This window comes from Streptomyces pallidus (ex Mingjun et al. 2026), from assembly GCF_051550185.1.
GTDB lineage: Bacteria > Actinomycetota > Actinomycetes > Streptomycetales > Streptomycetaceae > Streptomyces.
The window spans coordinates 6,365,001-6,382,216 of record NZ_CP196181.1 but is presented as its reverse complement, the minus strand read 5'-3'; the positions used below and the strand labels follow the sequence as shown (position 1 = coordinate 6,382,216).

General features: G+C 69.4%; 14 protein-coding genes, 2 rRNA genes and 1 riboswitch (1 of these 17 only partly in view). Of the genes, 3 read left to right on the top strand and 13 right to left on the bottom strand.

Annotated elements, in window-relative coordinates:
- The first annotated feature begins 235 nt into the window (after positions 1 to 235).
- Both ACSHWO_RS28365 and ACSHWO_RS28360 read left to right on the top strand, forming a co-directional pair.
- Positions 236 to 853, top strand: a complete 618-nt coding sequence (locus ACSHWO_RS28365; protein ID WP_438316115.1) for a hypothetical protein — start codon at positions 236 to 238, stop codon at positions 851 to 853.
- Positions 854 to 1,121: 268 nt separating this feature from the next.
- The gene (locus ACSHWO_RS28360) at positions 1,122 to 1,319 is read left to right on the top strand and encodes a DUF5999 family protein (RefSeq protein WP_360637266.1); all 198 of its coding nucleotides are present in this window, start codon (positions 1,122 to 1,124) and stop codon (positions 1,317 to 1,319) included.
- A gap of 123 nt (positions 1,320 to 1,442) precedes the next feature.
- Here the strand turns inward: ACSHWO_RS28360 and gcvP are convergent, their stop codons facing one another.
- Positions 1,443 to 4,328 carry an aminomethyl-transferring glycine dehydrogenase gene (gene gcvP / locus ACSHWO_RS28355; RefSeq protein WP_385849529.1) on the bottom strand — a complete coding sequence of 962 codons (2,886 nt, stop codon included), beginning with the start codon at positions 4,326 to 4,328 and terminating at the stop codon, positions 1,443 to 1,445.
- A gap of 197 nt (positions 4,329 to 4,525) precedes the next feature.
- A riboswitch (glycine riboswitch) is annotated at positions 4,526 to 4,624 on the bottom strand.
- Between the two features lie 113 nt (positions 4,625 to 4,737).
- Between gcvP and ACSHWO_RS28350 the strand changes: the two genes are divergently transcribed.
- The gene (locus tag ACSHWO_RS28350; protein ID WP_361097821.1) at positions 4,738 to 5,118 is read left to right on the top strand and encodes a PRC-barrel domain-containing protein; all 381 of its coding nucleotides are present in this window, start codon (positions 4,738 to 4,740) and stop codon (positions 5,116 to 5,118) included.
- A gap of 15 nt (positions 5,119 to 5,133) precedes the next feature.
- Here the strand turns inward: ACSHWO_RS28350 and ACSHWO_RS28345 are convergent, their stop codons facing one another.
- From ACSHWO_RS28345 to ACSHWO_RS28290, 12 genes are all read right to left on the bottom strand, one after another.
- Complete coding sequence (locus tag ACSHWO_RS28345) at positions 5,134 to 6,603, bottom strand: DNA polymerase IV (protein ID WP_438316110.1); 1,470 nt, start codon at positions 6,601 to 6,603, stop codon at positions 5,134 to 5,136.
- Positions 6,604 to 6,680: 77 nt separating this feature from the next.
- Entirely contained in the window at positions 6,681 to 7,319 is a 639-nt protein-coding gene (locus tag ACSHWO_RS28340) for a MerR family transcriptional regulator (RefSeq protein WP_385849531.1), read from the bottom strand.
- A 181-nt stretch (positions 7,320 to 7,500) separates the two neighbouring features.
- Positions 7,501 to 7,977, bottom strand: a complete 477-nt coding sequence (locus tag ACSHWO_RS28335) for a bifunctional nuclease family protein (RefSeq protein ID WP_361097830.1) — start codon at positions 7,975 to 7,977, stop codon at positions 7,501 to 7,503.
- A gap of 52 nt (positions 7,978 to 8,029) precedes the next feature.
- A complete protein-coding gene (gene ftsR / locus ACSHWO_RS28330) occupies positions 8,030 to 8,806 on the bottom strand; it encodes a transcriptional regulator FtsR (protein WP_361097833.1) in 777 nt (258 codons plus the stop codon).
- 42 nt (positions 8,807 to 8,848) lie between these two features.
- Positions 8,849 to 9,781: an FHA domain-containing protein gene (locus ACSHWO_RS28325; protein ID WP_361097866.1), complete on the bottom strand. Its 933-nt coding sequence runs from the start codon at positions 9,779 to 9,781 to the stop codon at positions 8,849 to 8,851.
- An 82-nt stretch (positions 9,782 to 9,863) separates the two neighbouring features.
- Entirely contained in the window at positions 9,864 to 10,883 is a 1,020-nt protein-coding gene (locus ACSHWO_RS28320) for a DUF881 domain-containing protein (RefSeq protein ID WP_438316105.1), read from the bottom strand.
- 5 nt (positions 10,884 to 10,888) lie between these two features.
- Entirely contained in the window at positions 10,889 to 11,221 is a 333-nt protein-coding gene (locus tag ACSHWO_RS28315) for a small basic family protein (RefSeq protein WP_030158423.1), read from the bottom strand.
- Complete coding sequence (locus ACSHWO_RS28310; protein ID WP_385849533.1) at positions 11,218 to 12,126, bottom strand: DUF881 domain-containing protein; 909 nt, start codon at positions 12,124 to 12,126, stop codon at positions 11,218 to 11,220. The genes ACSHWO_RS28315 and ACSHWO_RS28310 overlap by 4 nt, the downstream gene beginning before the upstream one ends.
- A 96-nt stretch (positions 12,127 to 12,222) precedes the next feature.
- Positions 12,223 to 14,718 (bottom strand): sugar phosphate nucleotidyltransferase, encoded by a 2,496-nt coding sequence (locus ACSHWO_RS28305; protein WP_438316100.1) that lies wholly within the window; start codon positions 14,716 to 14,718, stop codon positions 12,223 to 12,225.
- 100 nt (positions 14,719 to 14,818) lie between these two features.
- The gene (locus tag ACSHWO_RS28300; RefSeq protein WP_361097845.1) at positions 14,819 to 15,409 is read right to left on the bottom strand and encodes a CDP-alcohol phosphatidyltransferase family protein; all 591 of its coding nucleotides are present in this window, start codon (positions 15,407 to 15,409) and stop codon (positions 14,819 to 14,821) included.
- Between the two features lie 130 nt (positions 15,410 to 15,539).
- Positions 15,540 to 15,656 (bottom strand): 5S ribosomal RNA (gene rrf, locus ACSHWO_RS28295).
- Positions 15,657 to 15,730: 74 nt separating this feature from the next.
- Positions 15,731 to 17,216 (bottom strand): 23S ribosomal RNA (locus ACSHWO_RS28290) (it continues 1,630 nt past the right edge of the window).

Sequence of the window (17,216 nt, the reverse complement as noted above, 5' to 3'; positions counted from 1 at the left end):
TTCGCGTGTATCCGGCATGGATGCCATGTCAGCGGGACCGGTAAGCGCCTTGCCCGGAATAGCCGGGCAGGCTAGCCGAAACACTGCGTGAACACATGTCGTATAAACTCCGCAAACGAGGCAGAGAGTTGGCGCGCGGCCATTGCCCCTCAGCCCCCCTCTGGCCCCAGAATGCGACAGCGCCGTCCGCACCTGCCCCTGATCCACAGGTCTCCCAAGTGAGAGGCGACCCACCATGCCGCTGCATGTCCCCCCGGCTCCCGCGCCTGCCCTGCGCAGCGTCCTCGCGGCACTCGGTTCCCCCGCAGCCCTCGCGGCGGGCACCCCCGCCCTGCGCGCCGTGCAGGGTCCGCTGACCGCCGAGCTGCCGCTGCCGGTCCACGTCCTCGACCGGCTCGGCATGTCCCAGCCGGCCGCCCCGGCCCGTCCGCCCCGCACCCGGCTGACCGGCTGGCGGTTCCTGATCCGCAGCGGCGACCGGCACATCGCGGCCGCGGACACCCGGCTGACCGCGGACGGCTGGGTCTTCTCCCATTTCTTCGAGGGTCCCTACGTCGCCGCCACCGAGCGGGCGCTGCGGCAGGCGGAGGCGCTCGGCAACAGCTACCAGCCCCGGCTGCTGTCCGTACCGGAGCTGTACATGCTGACCCTCTGGCTGCACGGCGCCGTCGGAGCCGATGCCTCCGCCGGGCTTCCGGCCGCTGCGGACCTGCTGGTGCCACTGGCCCCGGCGCCGCCCGGCATCGCCCCGTACCGGCCGCATCCGGTGTCCGAGCTGCTGCCCGTCATGACGCACCGGCTCACTCCCCCGGCCCCGCCGGTGCGGCCACCACTGGCCGCTCCGGCCGCCTGAGCTCGACCCCTCCCCCCGGACGGCCCATCCGGCGTAGTCCTGCCGGGCCACCCGCGAACCACCCGAAATGACAGGGGAGTTGGGATGAACCGCCCGCACGGGTGATGCGTCATCAATCTGTGAGGACAGCTGCCGGAAATCCCTGCGGACCGAGGTCCGGAGGGCAACACTGGGACTGACCACTTCTAGTCGTCGACCACGGGGGGCGGCCATGAACAAGGCATCGAGCCGCAGCACACAGACCACACCGCAGCGAAAGAACGCATCCATGTGCCAGCACCAGCCAGCGTGCCCGTCAGCCGACTCCGCCGACCGGGAGGCCGCGAAGCCCGTGGCCAACCACCCGGAACAGGGCTGGAGCCTGCTGTGCAACGGTGTCCTGCTGTTCGAGGACACCGGCGAGCTGCTGCCGGACGGCCAGATCATCGCACCGCACCGCCCTCTCGTGGCGGCGCAGGCGGCCTAGCCGACGCCGGCTCGACGGAACGCCGGAACTGCCGAAGCCGAAGGGGCCAGCCCGGGAGCGATTCTCCCGGGCCGGCCCCTTCAGCGTGCAGTCACCTCACACTTCTGTGTCAGGTCCCGCGGATCAGGCGTCGTACTCGTCCAGCGGCGGGCAGGAGCAGACCAGGTTCCGGTCGCCGAAGGCACCGTCGATGCGGCGCACCGGCGGCCAGTACTTCTCGGACGCCGAGACGCCGCCGGGGAAGACGGCCTCGTCCCGGGTGTACGGGTGCGGCCACTCGCCGCCCAGCGCCGCCGCGGTGTGCGGGGCGTTGCGCAGCGGGTTGTCCTCCACCGGCCACTCGCCGGTGGCGACCCGCTCGACCTCGGCGCGGATGGCGATCATCGCGTCGCAGAACCGGTCGATTTCGGCGAGGTCCTCGGACTCCGTCGGCTCGATCATCAGCGTGCCGGCCACCGGGAAGGACATGGTCGGGGCGTGGAAGCCGTAGTCGATCAGACGCTTGGCGATGTCGTCCACGCTCACGCCCGTCGCCTTCGACAGCGGACGCAGGTCGATGATGCACTCGTGCGCGACCAGGTTGCCCGGGCCGGTGTAGAGCACCGGGTAGTGCGGCTCCAGGCGCTTGGCGATGTAGTTGGCGCCGAGCACGGCCACCTGGGTGGCGCGCTTGAGGCCCTCGCCGCCCATCAGGCGCACGTACGACCACGAGATCGGCAGGATGCCGGCCGATCCCCACGGCGCGGCCGAGATCGGGCCGACGCCCGTCTCCGGGCCGGCGGTCGGCTGCAGCGGGTGGTTCGGCAGGTACGGGGCCAGGTGGGCCCGGACACCGACCGGACCGACGCCCGGACCGCCACCGCCGTGCGGGATGCAGAAGGTCTTGTGCAGGTTCAGGTGGGAGACGTCGCCGCCGAAGTGCCCCGGCTTGGCGAGGCCGACCAGGGCGTTCAGGTTGGCACCGTCGACGTAGACCTGGCCGCCGGCCTCGTGGACCTGGGCGCAGATGTCGGCGACGTGCTCCTCGAACACGCCGTGCGTGGACGGGTAGGTGATCATCAGCACGGCGAGCTCGTCGCGGTACTGCTCGATCTTGGCGCGCAGGTCGTCCGTGTCCACCTCGCCGTCGTCCGCCGTCTTGACGACGACGACCTTCATACCGGCCATCACGGCGCTGGCGGCGTTGGTGCCGTGCGCGGAGGACGGGATGAGGCAGACGGTGCGCTGCTCGTCGCCGTTCGCGCGGTGGTAGGCGCGGACGGCGAGCAGGCCGGCGAGCTCGCCCTGGGAGCCCGCGTTCGGCTGGATGGAGACCTTGTCGTAGCCGGTCACCTCGCAGAGACGTTCCTCCAGCTCGTTGATGAGCGTGAGGTACCCCTCGGCCTGCTCGACCGGGGCGAACGGGTGCAGCTGGCCGAACTCCGGCCAGGTCACCGGCTCCATCTCGGTGGTCGCGTTGAGCTTCATCGTGCAGGAGCCCAGCGGGATCATGCCGCGGTCCAGCGCGTAGTCCTTGTCCGCGAGCTTGCGCAGGTAGCGCAGCATCGCGGTCTCGGAGCGGTGCTGGTGGAAGACCGGGTGCGCGAGGTACTCGTCCGAGCGCAGCAGGCCCTCGGGCAGCGCGTCGGCGGTGGTCCCGTCCAGCGCCTCGATGTCCGCCGTGACGCCGAAGGCGGCCCAGACGGCCTCGATGTGGGCGCGCAGGGTCGTCTCGTCGACGGAGACGGAGACGTGGTCGGCGTCGACCTGGAACAGGTTGACCCCGCCCTCGCGGGCGGCGGCCACGACCTCGGCGGCCTTGCCGGGCACCCGGGCGGTCAGGGTGTCGAAGTACGAGCCGTGCACGAGCTCGACCCCGCCGGACGTCAGACCGGCCGCCAGCAGGGCGGTGTAGCGGTGCGTGCGGCGGGCGATCGTCCTCAGGCCCTCGGGACCGTGGTAGACGGCGTACATGCCGGCCATGACGGCGAGCAGCACCTGCGCGGTGCAGATGTTGCTGGTGGCCTTCTCACGGCGGATGTGCTGCTCGCGGGTCTGCAGGGCCAGGCGGTACGCCTTGTTGCCGTCCGCGTCCACCGAGACGCCGACGAGGCGGCCGGGCAGCGAGCGGGCGTGCTTGTCCTGGACGGCCATGTAGCCGGCGTGCGGGCCACCGAAGCCCATCGGGACGCCGAAGCGCTGGGTGGTGCCGACGGCGATGTCCGCGCCCAGGGCACCCGGGGAGGTCAGCAGGGTCAGCGCGAGCAGGTCGGCGGCGACGGCGACGATCGCGCCGAGCTCGTGGGCCTGGTCGATGACCGGCTTGATGTCCCGGACGGCACCGGAGGCGCCGGGGTACTGGACGAGGACGCCGTAGACGCCGCGCTCGGCGATCTCGGCCGGGATGCCGGCGGACAGGTCGGCGACGACGACCTCGATGCCGATCGGCTCGGCGCGGGTCTCGATCACGGCGATGGTCTGCGGCAGGGCGTCGGCGTCGACGAGGAACACGTTGCCCTTGGCCCTGCCGACGCGGCGGGCCAGGGTCATGGCCTCGGCGGCGGCGGTGCCCTCGTCGAGCAGGGAGGCGCCCGAGGTCGGCAGGCCGGTCAGGTCGGCGACGACGGTCTGGAAGTTCAGCAGGGCTTCCAGGCGGCCCTGGGAGATCTCGGGCTGGTACGGCGTGTACGCGGTGTACCAGGCCGGGTTCTCCATCACGTTGCGCAGGATCACCGGCGGGGTGAAGGTCCCGTAGTAGCCGAGACCGATCATCGAGGTCATGACCTGGTTGCGGCCGGCCAGGGCGCGCAGCTCGGCCAGCACCTCGGCCTCGGTCCGCGCCTCGGGGAGGTTGAGCGCCTCGGCGGTCTTGATGACGTCCGGTACCGCGGCGGCGGTCAGTTCGTCGAGCGAGCCGTAGCCCACGTGGGCGAGCATCTTGGCCTGCGCCTCGGCGTCCGGGCCGATGTGGCGCTGCTCGAAGGGGATGCCTCGCTCCAGCTGGGAGAGCGGAATGCGGTTGGCGGTCATGTACGGAGGCCTCCTGGGTCGTACGACCTGCGAGGGGCGCCACGACGCGGGCGCCCGGACGGCCTCCCCCTCTGTCATCTCAACCTGAGAGCTTCACCGGCTCCTGCGGAGGTCGTCCACGGGGGCCGGCTTTCACCGTCGGTGAGGGGTGGAACCGGCACTACGGGCCCGGCGCCGCCCCTGCTTTCCAGAGTGGCCTCGTCCGTGCGGTACGTATGCCTGAGAGATTCCGGGGAGGATTTGCTCCTTCGGCGCCTCCGTAAGAACTCGGTGGAGGACTCTCCCGCACAGGGTCAGCAGCCACCACCCAGCCTACCAGCGAGGTTCCCGGACCTCCCTCGAGTGGCCCCCTCCAGGGAAATGGCCTTTTGTTGTCATTACGGAGGAGTTGCGACCACGTGGAGGGACCGTGCAGACAGATATCGATCCCCGCAGCCTGATCGGCCGCAAGGCGTTCGACCGCAACGGCACCAAGATCGGAACCGTCGACGAGGTCTACCTCGACGATGCCACCGGCGTCCCGGAGTGGGCCGCCGTCCGGACCGGTTTGTTCAGTCGGGACGCCTTCGTCCCCCTGGAGCCGAGCGAGCTGGTGGGCGACACCCTGCACGTCCCGTTCGAGCGCTCGCTGATCAAGGACGCCCCGGACTTCGGCGTGGGCCGCCATCTGTCCCCCGAACAGGAGTTGCAGCTCTACCACCACTACGGGCTGGACGTCTCCCTCCCCTCCGACTTCACGTTCAACGGTGATTTCGGCCACGTGGCCAACGGCGAGCAGGGCGAGGAGTAGCCCGGCCCGCCCCGGTCACCCGGCCCGCCCCACCAGGGGCAGCGGATCGGACGGCTCCAGATCGGGGTCGTCCACCCGGAAGGTGCGGACCCGGCCCGGAGCGGATCCGGGCTGCTCGAACCGCACCGTCACCCGCCCGAGACCACTGCCCTGCACCCATCCCGGTCCGTAGACGGCGTGGCGGACGTCACGCCCGGCCGCCCAGCGCCGCTCACGGGCCCGCTCCGACTCCTCGGCCGATCCGGCGGTCGCACCGGTCACCTCGTGGCCCGTAGCGGCCCCAGGGGCCTCCTGCGCCCCTTCCGGTCCCTCGCCCCCGCCGGCCACCGCAAGCCCTGCGGGCCCTTCCGGCCCGGCCCCCTCGTCGGGGGCGTCGTCCGCGTCCCCGGCCACTTCGGCGGCTTCGGCGGCGGCCCGGGACTGTGCGAACAGGTCCTCCTGCGTGAAGTCCGCGAGCCCGGTCACGCCCACGCCCAGCAACCGCACCCCGCCGGTGGTGTCCACCACCTCCAGCAGCCGCGCGGCGGCCTCCCGGACGACCGCAGGATCGTCCGTGGGCCCGCGCAGGGTCTCGGACCGGGTCAGCGTCGAGAAGTCGTACCGCCGCACCTTCAGCACGATCGTGCGCCCCGAGTGCCCGGAGGCCCGCAGCCGCTGCACGCACCGGTCGGCGAGCCGCTGCACCTCGATCCGGATGCGGACCCGGTCGTGCAGGTCCACGTCGAAGGTGTCCTCCACCGACACCGACTTCGCGTCGCGCTCGGCGACCACGGGCCGGTCGTCCAGGCCCAGGGCCATCCGGTACAGCCCCACCCCGTGCGACCGCCCGATCAGCCGGACCAGCTCGTCCTCCCCGGCCTCGACGAGCTCCCCGACCGTGGTGATCCCGGCCCGCCGCAGGTGCTCCCCGGTGGCCGGCCCCACCCCGGGCAGGGTGCGCACGGACATCGGCGCGAGCAGTTCCCGCTCGGTGCCGGGCTCGATCAGCAGCAGCCCGTCCGGCTTGGCCTCCTCGGAGGCCACCTTCGCGAGCATCTTCGACCCGGCCAGCCCCACCGAGCCGGTCAGGCCCGTCGCGGCCAGGATGTCCGCCCGCAACCTCTCCCCGGTCTCCCGGGCGGACCGGGAGTCCCGGGCGCTGCCGCCCGCCTCCAGGTCGACGAAGGCCTCGTCGAGGCTCAGCGGCTCCACGAGCGGGGAGAGTTCCCGCAGCAGGCCCATCACGATGTCGCTGACCGAGCGGTACAGCTCGAAGCGGGGGACCAGGTAGGCGCCGTTCGGGCAGAGCCGCCTGGCCTGGGCCGTCGGCATCGCCGAGTGGACCCCGAAGCGCCTGGCCTCGTACGAGGCGGTGGCCACCACCCCGCGCGGCCCCAACCCGCCGACGATCACGGCCTTCCCGCGCAGGCTCGGCTTCGACGCCTGCTCCACCGAGGCGTAGAAGGCGTCCATGTCGAGATGGAGGATGGTCGGCGCGGATCTCACGGCACCGATGCTGCCCTACGCCACTGACAATGCCGAGGCCGGGCGGGCAGGCGGGCGGCGGACGGGGTCCGCGGGGTTCAACCGGCCCGGTTGCGGCGGGCCGCCAGCTCGTCGGCCGGGTTGTGCCCGACCACGGTCTCGCCGGTGTCGACCCGCTCGCCGTGCAACTGCGACAGGGCCTTCTCCACGTCCCGCCAGACCACGCCCACGGCGATGCCGAAGATCCCCTGGCCGCCCTGGAGCAGCCGCACCACCTGCTCCGGCGAGGTGCACTCGTACACGGAGGCGCCGTCGCTCATCAGCGTCATGCGCTCCAGGTCCGAGAATCCGCGCTCCCTCAGGTGCTGGACGGCGTTGCGGATGTTCTGCAGGGCGACGCCGGTGTCCAGGAAACGCTTCACGATCTTGAGGACGACCACGTCCTTGAAGCTGTACAGGCGCTGGGTCCCGGAGCCGTACGCGGGGCGCACCGTGGGCTCCACCAGCCCGGTCCGCGCCCAGTAGTCGAGCTGCCGGTAGGTGATGCCGGCCGCCGCGCAGGCGGTCGGCCCGCGGTAGCCCACCTGCTCGGCCGTCTGGGAGCCGCCGTCCGACGCCGTCGGCGAGGTCTCCGGCTGGCGGCGCGCGGAGCCCGTCGTACTCCCGAGGAGCGGGTACGGCCCACCGTCACTCCGTGCGGGGATGCCCCCGGTCGTACCGTCGCCCGTGACTCTCACGCCGACCCTCCGTCCTTGACCTGCCCCCTCGAAGGTAGGCAGTCACCAGGGGTGCGTCAACGATCGCCACACTCGGCACGCCGAGTGATAATCACCCTGAGAGTGGTTTCCCGTGCCCTTCGAAGGGGCAAGGTTAACTGAATGGGGCGAAGGTCTCATCGGCTTTGACAAGTTCGATGTCTCACTGCTGCGGCCCGGTACCGAAGTCCTCCGGCGAAATCTGGTCGAGGAACTCGCGGAACTTCTCCACCTCGTCCTCCTGCTCGTCCGGGATGGCGATTCCGGCGTCGTCCAGCACGCCGTCGCTGCCGTAGATCGGCGTTCCCGTCCGCAGGGCCAGCGCTATGGCGTCGGACGGCCGCGCGCTCACCTCGACCCCGCTGGAGAAGACCAGCTCCGCGTAGAAGACGCCCTCCCGCAGATCCGTGATGCGGACCTCGGTGAGCTCTTCGCCCAGCGCCTCCAGCACGTCCTTGAACAGGTCGTGGGTCAGCGGACGGGCAGGGGCCATGCCCTGCTGCGCGAAGGCGATCGCGGTCGCCTCCCCCGGTCCGATCCAGATGGGGAGGTACCGGTCGCCTCCCACTTCACGCAGGAGCACGATCGGCTGGTTGGAGGGCATTTCCACCCGGACACCCACAACATCGAGCTCGTTCACAAAGCAACCCTAGGACCTGCCCGGCAGGTTTGGGTAGTCGGGGCCGAGCCGGTCAGTGCAGCCGCACCCCGAGGGCCGCTTGCACCAGCACCTCGTGGAGCCGTACGGACAGCCCCGCGAGCTCTCTCGCGGTGGCCTCCGCATGGGCCCTGGTCTGGGGGTTGCGATGCCGTCTCAGCGGGGCCACGACCTGCTCCACGAGACCCGCCTCCCGGTCCGCGGCCGCCTTCATGGCCCGCAGGTGGCGGGGCTCCAGCCCGAACCGGCCCAGATCGGCCACCAGCCGGGCCACGGTCAGCGCATCGCCGTCGTACCCGCCCCCCGGAGCCTCCGCGAGCAGCCCGTACGACTCCCATTCGGCCAACTGGGCCTCGTCCACCTCGGCCGCGGCGATCAGCTCGGCCCGGCCGACGCGGGTGCCGGCGGGCAGCTCGCGCCCCGACCGGGTCGCAAGGGACCCGGCCCCGGCTCCGGCCGCCGCGGCCGGCTCCGCGGCGTCGCCGTGCGCCGCGGGCGCCGGGATCCGCACCTGCTCACCACGGTCCAGCGCGTCCAGCTGCTCGCGGATGACCTTCAGCGGCATGTAGTGGTCGCGCTGCAGGCGCAGGATGCGGCCCAGCCGCTCGACGTCCGCGGTGCTGAACTTGCGGTAACCGGAGGGCGTGCGTCTGGGCTCGACGAGCCCCTCCGCCTCCAGGAAACGGATCTTCGAGATCGTGACCTCGGGGAACTCTTCGCGCAGCATCGTGAGCACCGTGCCGATGCTCACCAGCCGCCCGGCCGAGGCGGCGGTGCCGTTCCCGGCACCGCCTGTCGGAGTACGCAGCACAGGACCTCCCTGGGGTTCCCCCCGGACGGAGTCCGGGAAGGGTCAGACGCCCCGCAGGCTCGCGTAGAAGACCAGCCGGTACTTGCCGATCTGCACCTCGTCCCCGTTGTGCAACGGGACCGAGTCGATCGGCTCACGGTTGACGTACGTGCCGTTGAGGCTGCCTACGTCGGCGACGGTGAAGCCGCCGTCCTGGCTCCTGCGGAACTCGACATGCCGCCGGGAGACGGTGACGTCGTCCAGGAAGATGTCGCTCTGCGGGTGCCGGCCCGCCGTGGTCAGCTCGCCGTCCAGCAGGAAGCGGCTGCCCGAGTTGGGGCCGCGCCGCACGATCAGCAGGGCGGATCCCGCGGGCAGCGCCTCCACCGCGGCCTGGGCCTCGGGGGACAGCGCCGACGACACGTGCTGTCCCGACACCTCGGCCTCGTAGGCCTCCAGGCCCGAGATCGAGATGGTGGACGTGGTCTCCGAGGCACGCTCCGGCGTCAGACCCGCCCGAAGCGGCGCCCCGCAGTTGGAGCAGAACCGGCTGGCCGCATCGCTGCGGTGGCCGCACCTGCTGCAGACCTGCTCGGCCGACATGGACGGCTCCTCGTGCCGCGGGTACCCCGCGGAGGCGTCGGTGGCGTACGGGTCGGGAGCAAACCCTCCACCCGTACTCGAGGTTGATGATTCCCCGAAACCTATGCGTCCGGTACCGGCAGGGTCAACAGCCGACGCGCCCGGAACGTCACCCACACCCGCGACCTCGTCCCGGAAGAGCGGCCGGTCCCCCTGGACCTGTGCCTCCCCCTGCCCCGCACGGGGCTCTGCCGCGGCGGCTTCCTCGCGGTTCTTCTTACCGAACAACTTCTCAAACAACTTCACGGGCGATTCCCCTTGAACGAAACAGACCCGCCCGTGGGGCAGGACGAACTCCGAATGCACATACCTGCCGACCCGGACATCCTCACAACGTCCGCAACCACCAGACAGTTTCCACCACGCGCCACGACTTCAGTGCGTCGACCCCCCGCAGGCACCAGCCCGCGCAGGACCCTCCGCTCTCCGCCCCGCATCACGACGATGACGACCGAGCGTAGTCAGGCTGCTTCGCAGCCCGCAAGGCGTCCACAATGATCTTCGCCGACCGTGTGACGGCAACAGTGGCCTGTTCCTTCTCCAGTGTCTGCACCACACCACCCGGGATGTTCAGCGCCGGCTCCAGATCCTGCGGCTTGCCGATCACCTTGAACTCGTAGGGCTGTGTGATCTTCTTACCATCGATGGCGATGTGGCCCCCCTCGTCCGAGAAGTACGAGCCCGCCACCACGCGCACCCCGTTGATCTGGATCGCCTCGGCGCCCGCGGCCCGCAGCTCCTGGAGCGCGTCCAGCAGCTGGTCGGACTCCACCTGGCCCTTCGGATCCGTGATCTTCAGTGTGATGCCCGGCCCCTGCGCCGCCACCGTACCGGCCAGGATGCCCAGTTGGCGCTCCTTTTCGACGGTCTGCCGGCGCGCCTCCTCGGCCTGGTTGGAGCTGCTCTCCAACTCCTTGCGCTGGTCCTCCAGCTGCTGCTTCTCGTCCTCCAGGCGCTTGGTCCGGCCGTCCAGCTCGTCGAGGATCCGCACCAGGTCCTCCTGACGGGCCCCGCGCAGCGCGCTGGAGTCGCTGTTCGACCGCACCTGGATCGCCAGACCCAGGCCCAGCACGAACAGCAGGAGCGCCACGATCAGTTGGGCCCGGCTCACCCGCGGCGGCCACAGCCCGGCCGCGAGTCGCTGCCGCCCCGTGGTCTCCGGCCCGTCCGTGCCGTCCGTCCCGGCGGGCGACGCGGCGGGCGTGGCGGGCTCATCGGGCTCGACGGGTCCGGTGGGCTCGACGGGTCCGGTGGGCTCGACGGCCGCGGCGGGCTCGGTGGACGCAACGGGCTCGGTGGGCCCGGTGGGCCCGGTGGGCTCGGTGGGCTCGGCAGGCGGCTTCCCGGGCCGGGGTGCGGGCTGCTCCCCGTCCCGCGGCGGCCCGTCCGGCCGGGCCTCCCGCGGAGGCTGCTCGGGGCCCTTCGGCTCCTCGGGCGGGGTGTCGTTCGTACCCATCGGCCTCACGCCCGGAACACGTGCCGGCGGATGGCCGCGGCGTTGGAGAAGATGCGGATGCCGAGGACGACCACGACGCCCGTGGACAGCTGGGAGCCGACGCCCAGCTTGTCGCCGAGGAAGACGATCAGCGCGGCCACGACCACGTTCGACAGGAACGACACCACGAAGACCTTGTCCACGAAGATGCCGTCCAGCATCGCGCGCAGGCCTCCGAACACCGCGTCCAGCGCCGCCACCACGGCGATCGGCAGATACGGCTCGACGACGGCCGGCACTTCGGGCCGGACCAGAAGTCCGACCACCACTCCGGCCACGAGGCCCAGTACCGCGATCACGATGCACCCTTCTTCGGCTCTTCTGCTGTGGCTGTCCGTACGGTCAGGCTTGACGCGGCGGGCAGCCGCACGTCGTCCACGGGGGTCAGCGAGTACCGGATCCCGTAGCTCTCCTGGAGCACGTGCAGGTACTGGCCGTCCACGGAGTCCTGGAACACGGTGCCGAGCCGTTTCTTGTCCCCTACCGCCAGCACCTCGTACGGCGGTACCAGCGGCCTGTTGTCGACCAGTATCGCGTCACCCGCGGCCCGGATGGCGGACAGTGCCGTCAGGCGCTGCCCGTTGATGGAGATCGCCTCGGCTCCTGCCTGCCAGAGCCCGTTGACGATCCGCTGCATGTCCCGGTCACGCAGCCGCCCGGTGTCGGAGAACCCGGTGTTCTCCCGCGGCTTGCCGCCGCCCGCCGCGGAGGAGCCCTTGGCGTCGTCCACGACCAGCTTGAGTCCGGGACCGCGGACCTCCGAGGCACCGGACAGCAGTGTCACCAGCTGCCCCTGGTCCCCGCCGTGCTGCTTGAGCGCCTGGCGTTGGCGGCGAGCGACGTCCGCCCGCAGCCGCTCGATGTCCCGCTCCAGGCCGTCCGCCCGCCCGTCGGCCACCTGGACCCGGTCGATCAGCTCCTGGCGCTCCTTGGCGAGCACCGGAGCGGAGAACTGTGCCTGGGCCGCGCCGAGCGTGACGACCATGGCGGCCAGGACGAGTCCGGCGGCCAGCCCCAGCTTGGCCCGGAGGGTCCGCGGGAGTCCTGCCGTGCCGTCGGCCTCGCGCCGGGCGGACGCCTCCGCATACCCCTCGTCGAGGCTGTGGTCCATCACGTGCGTCAGCAGCGACATGGACGCGTCCGGGCGCGCCGACGGGGTCGGCGCCGAGCTCCGGTTGTGGGGCGGCTGCGGCATGCCGCTCATCGTCGCACGTCGGCGCCGCCCGCACCGAATGCGCCCGAACGGTGGACCGGGCACGACGCTCCGTACCCGGTCCACCACGGTCCTACCGGCCCCGGGTCAGTGCCCGGAGCCGTCCACTACTCCGGCCCACTCCTCCAGCAGGGCCTGCGCGGAGGCGTCGTCGGGGCCCTCCGCCCACAGGTGCGTGACCGCTTCCGCCGGGTCCGGCAGGACCAGCGCCCACCGCCCGTCGGCCTCGACCACCCGCACCCCGTCGGTGGTGTCCACCTGCCGGTCGCCGGCGGCTTCCACGACCCGCCGCATCACGAGGCCCTTGACCGCCCACGGGGTGGGCACGTCCCGCTTGAGCACGTGCGCACGTGGTATCCGCGCGTCGATCTGGCTCAGCGTGAGCTGGGTCCGCGCCACCAGCCCGATCAGCTGCACGAAGGCCGCCGACCCGTCGAACACGCTGCTGAACTCGGGGACGATGTACCCGCCCCGCCCGTCCCCGCCGAAGATCGTGTTCTCGGCGCGGCCCACCCGGGTCAGGTCGTCGGGCGAGGTGGTCGTCCACTCGACCTGCGTCCCGTGGTACGCCGCCACCTGCTCCGCGATCCGGGTCGTGGTGACGGGCAGGGCCACCCTGCCGCTGCGCTTCTCCGCGGCCACGAGGTCCAGGAGGACCAGCAGCGCCCGGTCGTCCTCGATGATCCGCCCGCGCTCGTCGACCAGCGAGATCCGCTCGCCGACGGGGTCGAACCGCACCCCGAACGCGGCCCGGGCCGAGGCCACGATCTCGCCGAGCCGGACCAGCCCGGCCCGTCGGGACTCCGCGGTCTCGGTCGGCCGGGACTCGTCGAGCCCGGGATTGATCGTCAGGGCGTCCACCTCGAGTCGGCCGAGGAGACTGGGCAGGACGAGTCCGGCGCTGCCGTTGGAGGCGTCGACCACCACTTTCAGCCCGGAGTCCGCGATGCCGGTGGTATCGACCTGCCTCAGCAGTGAACCGGTGTACGAGTCGAAGATGCTGGACGGGAAGTGGAGGTCACCGATCTCGCCCGGGAAGGCGCGACGGTACTCCTGGCGTGCGAAAACGCGGTCCAGCTTGCGCTGCTGTGCCTGCGAGAGGTCGGCCCCGCGCTCGTCGAGGAACATGATGTCCACGGAGTCCGGGACGCCGGGCGAGGTCCGCAGCATGATCCCGCCGGCGCTGCCGCGTGCGGTCTGCTGTCTCGCGACGGGCAGCGGCACGTTCTCCAGGTCGCGCACGTCGATCGCGCTGGCCTGGAGGGCCGAGATCACCGCCCGTTTCAGCGCGCGGGCGCCGCGGGAGTGGTCGCGGGCGGTGGTGACGATCGCCCCCTTCTTGAGCATGGTGGCGTACGCGCCGGCCAGCCGCACCACCAGTTCGGGGGTGATCTCCACGTTCAGGATGCCGGTGACGCCGCGGGCGCCGAACAGGTGTGCCTGTCCGCGGGACTCCCAGATGACGGAGGTGTTGACGAAGGCGCCGGCCTCGATCGTCTTGAAGGGGTAGACGCGTACGTTCCCCTGGACGATGGACTCCTCGCCGACGAGGCACTCGTCACCGATGACGGCGCCGTCCTCGATCCGGGCGGCCCGCATGATGTCGGTGTTCTTGCCGATGACGCAGCCGCGCAGGTTGCTGTGGGGGCCGATGTACACGTTGTCGTGGACCACGGACTTGTGCAGGAAGGCGCCGCTCTTGACGACGACGTTGGACCCCACGACGGTGTGCTCGCGGATCTCGACGCCGGCCTCGACCTTGGCGTAGTCCCCGATGTAGAGCGGGCCGCGCAGGACCGCGTCGGGGCTCACCTCGGCGCCTTCTGCGATCCACACGCCGGGCGAGATCTCGAAGCCGTCCATCTCGACCTGGACCTTGCCTTCGAGCACGTCGGCCTGGGCCTTGACGTAGCTCTCATGGGTGCCGACGTCCTCCCAGTAGCCCTCGGCGACGTAGCCGTAGATCGGCCGGCCTTCCTTCATCAGCTGGGGGAAGACATCGCCGGACCAGTCCACCGGAACGTCCGGCTCTACGTAATTGAAGACCTCTGGCTCCATGACGTAGATGCCGGTGTTCACGGTGTCGGAGAACACCTGGCCCCAGGTCGGCTTCTCAAGGAAGCGCTCGACCTTGCCCTCCTCGTCGACGATGGTGATGCCGAATTCCAGCGGGTTGGGCACCCGGGTGAGGCACACGGTGACGAGTGCGCCGTGCTGTTTGTGGAAGCGGATGAGATCGGTGAGGTCGAAGTCGGTGAGCGCATCGCCGGAGATGACGAGGAAAGCGTCGTCCTTCAGGGCCTCCTCGGCGTTCTTCACACTGCCGGCAGTGCCGAGTGGCTTCTCCTCATTGGCATAGGTGAGCTCCATTCCGAGCTCTTCGCCGTCACCGAAATAGTTCTTGACGAGTGAAGCCAGGAACTGAACGGTGACCACGGTTTCGCTGAGCCCATGCCGCTTGAGCAGCCTGAGCACGTGCTCCATGATCGGCCGGTTGGCGACCGGCAGGAGCGGCTTGGGCATGCTCGAGGTCATGGGGCGAAGGCGAGTGCCTTCGCCACCGGCCATCACGACGGCCTTCATGTCGGAAGAGTCCTCCTCGGGAGACGACGTTCCAGCCGACCTCACCCGTCCCGGGCGGTGACGCCGCAACTCTTCCGTGTCGGACCGGCACCGAGCGGGTTCAATCGGCCGCGGTATCCGCCTTCACGAGTCGGCGGACCTGCACCACGTAAAGGATTCCTGCCCACCAGTAGAGCGTTGTACCCCATCCGGCGAACGCCCATCCGAAAACTGCCCCCATCCAGGCCAACCAACCCGTACCGTCGCTGAGCAACAGCAGCGGGAAGGCGTACATCAGGTTGAAGGTGGCGGCCTTGCCGAGGAAGTTGACCTGCGGCGGCGGATAGCCGTGGCGGCGCAGGATCGCGACCATCACCAGGAGCATCAGATCGCGCGCCAGGAGGGCCCCGGTGAGCCACAGCGGGAGAATGTCCCGATAGGTGAGGCCGAAGAGCGTGGACAGGATGTACAGCCGGTCCGCGGCCGGGTCCAGGAGCCGTCCGAGGCTGCTGATCTGATTCCAGCGCCGCGCGAGCTTGCCGTCCAGGTAGTCACTGACCCCGCTGAGCATGAGCACGGCGAGCGCCCATGCGTCGTACTCCGCCAGAATCAGCCAGAGGAACAGGGGCACGCCGGCGAGGCGGGCCATGCTCAGGATGTTCGGAATGGTGAAAATTCGGTCCGTCTGAACCCGAGTCTCCTGGACCTCCACTCGGGGGCCTCCACTGTTGAACGTACGAACGATGCCACTCGACCCTAGCAGGAAGGCGTGTGCCCCCTGAACGCAGAAAAGCCCCGCACCGAGCCCTTGACAGGCTGGTGCGGGGCTTCCCGCAATGATTGTTCGGCGGCGTCCTACTCTCCCACAGGGTCCCCCCTGCAGTACCATCGGCGCTGAAAGGCTTAGCTTCCGGGTTCGGAATGTAACCGGGCGTTTCCCTAACGCTATGACCACCGAAACACTATGAAGTTGAACTCAAGCCGGCATGGCGAGTTCGTTGCTTCAGAACTAACACAGTGGACGCGAGCAACTGAGGACAAGCCCTCGGCCTATTAGTACCAGTCAGCTCCACCCGTTACCGGGCTTCCACATCTGGCCTATCAACCCAGTCGTCTACTGGGAGCCTTACCCTCTCAAGGAGGTGGGAATACTCATCTTGAAGCAGGCTTCCCGCTTAGATGCTTTCAGCGGTTATCCCTCCCGAACGTAGCCAACCAGCCATGCCCTTGGCAGGACAACTGGCACACCAGAGGTTCGTCCGTCCCGGTCCTCTCGTACTAGGGACAGCCCTTCTCAATATTCCTACGCGCACAGCGGATAGGGACCGAACTGTCTCACGACGTTCTAAACCCAGCTCGCGTACCGCTTTAATGGGCGAACAGCCCAACCCTTGGGACCGACTCCAGCCCCAGGATGCGACGAGCCGACATCGAGGTGCCAAACCATCCCGTCGATATGGACTCTTGGGGAAGATCAGCCTGTTATCCCCGGGGTACCTTTTATCCGTTGAGCGACGGCGCTTCCACAAGCCACCGCCGGATCACTAGTCCCGACTTTCGTCCCTGCTCGACCCGTCGGTCTCACAGTCAAGCTCCCTTGTGCACTTACACTCAACACCTGATTGCCAACCAGGCTGAGGGAACCTTTGGGCGCCTCCGTTACCCTTTGGGAGGCAACCGCCCCAGTTAAACTACCCATCAGACACTGTCCCTGATCCGGATCACGGACCGAGGTTAGACATCCAGCACGACCAGAGTGGTATTTCAACGGCGACTCCACAACCACTGGCGTGGCTGCTTCAAAGTCTCCCACCTATCCTACACAAGCCGAACCGAACACCAATATCAAACTGTAGTAAAGGTCCCGGGGTCTTTCCGTCCTGCTGCGCGAAACGAGCATCTTTACTCGTAGTGCAATTTCACCGGGCCTATGGTTGAGACAGTCGAGAAGTCGTTACGCCATTCGTGCAGGTCGGAACTTACCCGACAAGGAATTTCGCTACCTTAGGATGGTTATAGTTACCACCGCCGTTTACTGGCGCTTAAGTTCTCAGCTTCGCAACCCCGAAAGGTCACTAACCGGTCCCCTTAACGTTCCAGCACCGGGCAGGCGTCAGTCCGTATACATCGCCTTACGGCTTCGCACGGACCTGTGTTTTTAGTAAACAGTCGCTTCTCGCTGGTCTCTGCGGCCACCCCCAGCTCAGAGTGCAAGACTCATCACCAAGCGTGGCCCCCCTTCTCCCGAAGTTACGGGGGCATTTTGCCGAGTTCCTTAACCATAGTTCACCCGAACGCCTCGGTATTCTCTACCTGACCACCTGAGTCGGTTTAGGGTACGGGCCGCCATGAAACTCGCTAGAGGCTTTTCTCGACAGCATAGGATCATCCACTTCGCCACAATCGGCTCGGCATCAGGTCTCAACCTTCATGAGGGACGGATTTGCCTACCCCTCGGCCTACACCCTTACCCCGGGACAACCACCGCCCGGGCTGGACTACCTTCCTGCGTCACCCCA

Excerpts from the sequence above, each read along its gene's own strand:
- ACSHWO_RS28310 (WP_385849533.1), bottom strand. The coding sequence starts at position 12,126 with ATGAGCGGCATGCCGCAGCCGCCCCACAACCGGAGCTCGGCGCCGACC.
- gcvP (WP_385849529.1), bottom strand. The coding sequence starts at position 4,328 with ATGACCGCCAACCGCATTCCGCTCTCCCAGCTGGAGCGAGGCATCCCC.
- ACSHWO_RS28365 (WP_438316115.1), top strand. The coding sequence starts at position 236 with ATGCCGCTGCATGTCCCCCCGGCTCCCGCGCCTGCCCTGCGCAGCGTC.
- ACSHWO_RS28320 (WP_438316105.1), bottom strand. The coding sequence starts at position 10,883 with ATGGGTACGAACGACACCCCGCCCGAGGAGCCGAAGGGCCCCGAGCAG.
- ACSHWO_RS28305 (WP_438316100.1), bottom strand. The coding sequence starts at position 14,718 with ATGAAGGCCGTCGTGATGGCCGGTGGCGAAGGCACTCGCCTTCGCCCC.
- ACSHWO_RS28360 (WP_360637266.1), top strand. The coding sequence starts at position 1,122 with ATGTGCCAGCACCAGCCAGCGTGCCCGTCAGCCGACTCCGCCGACCGG.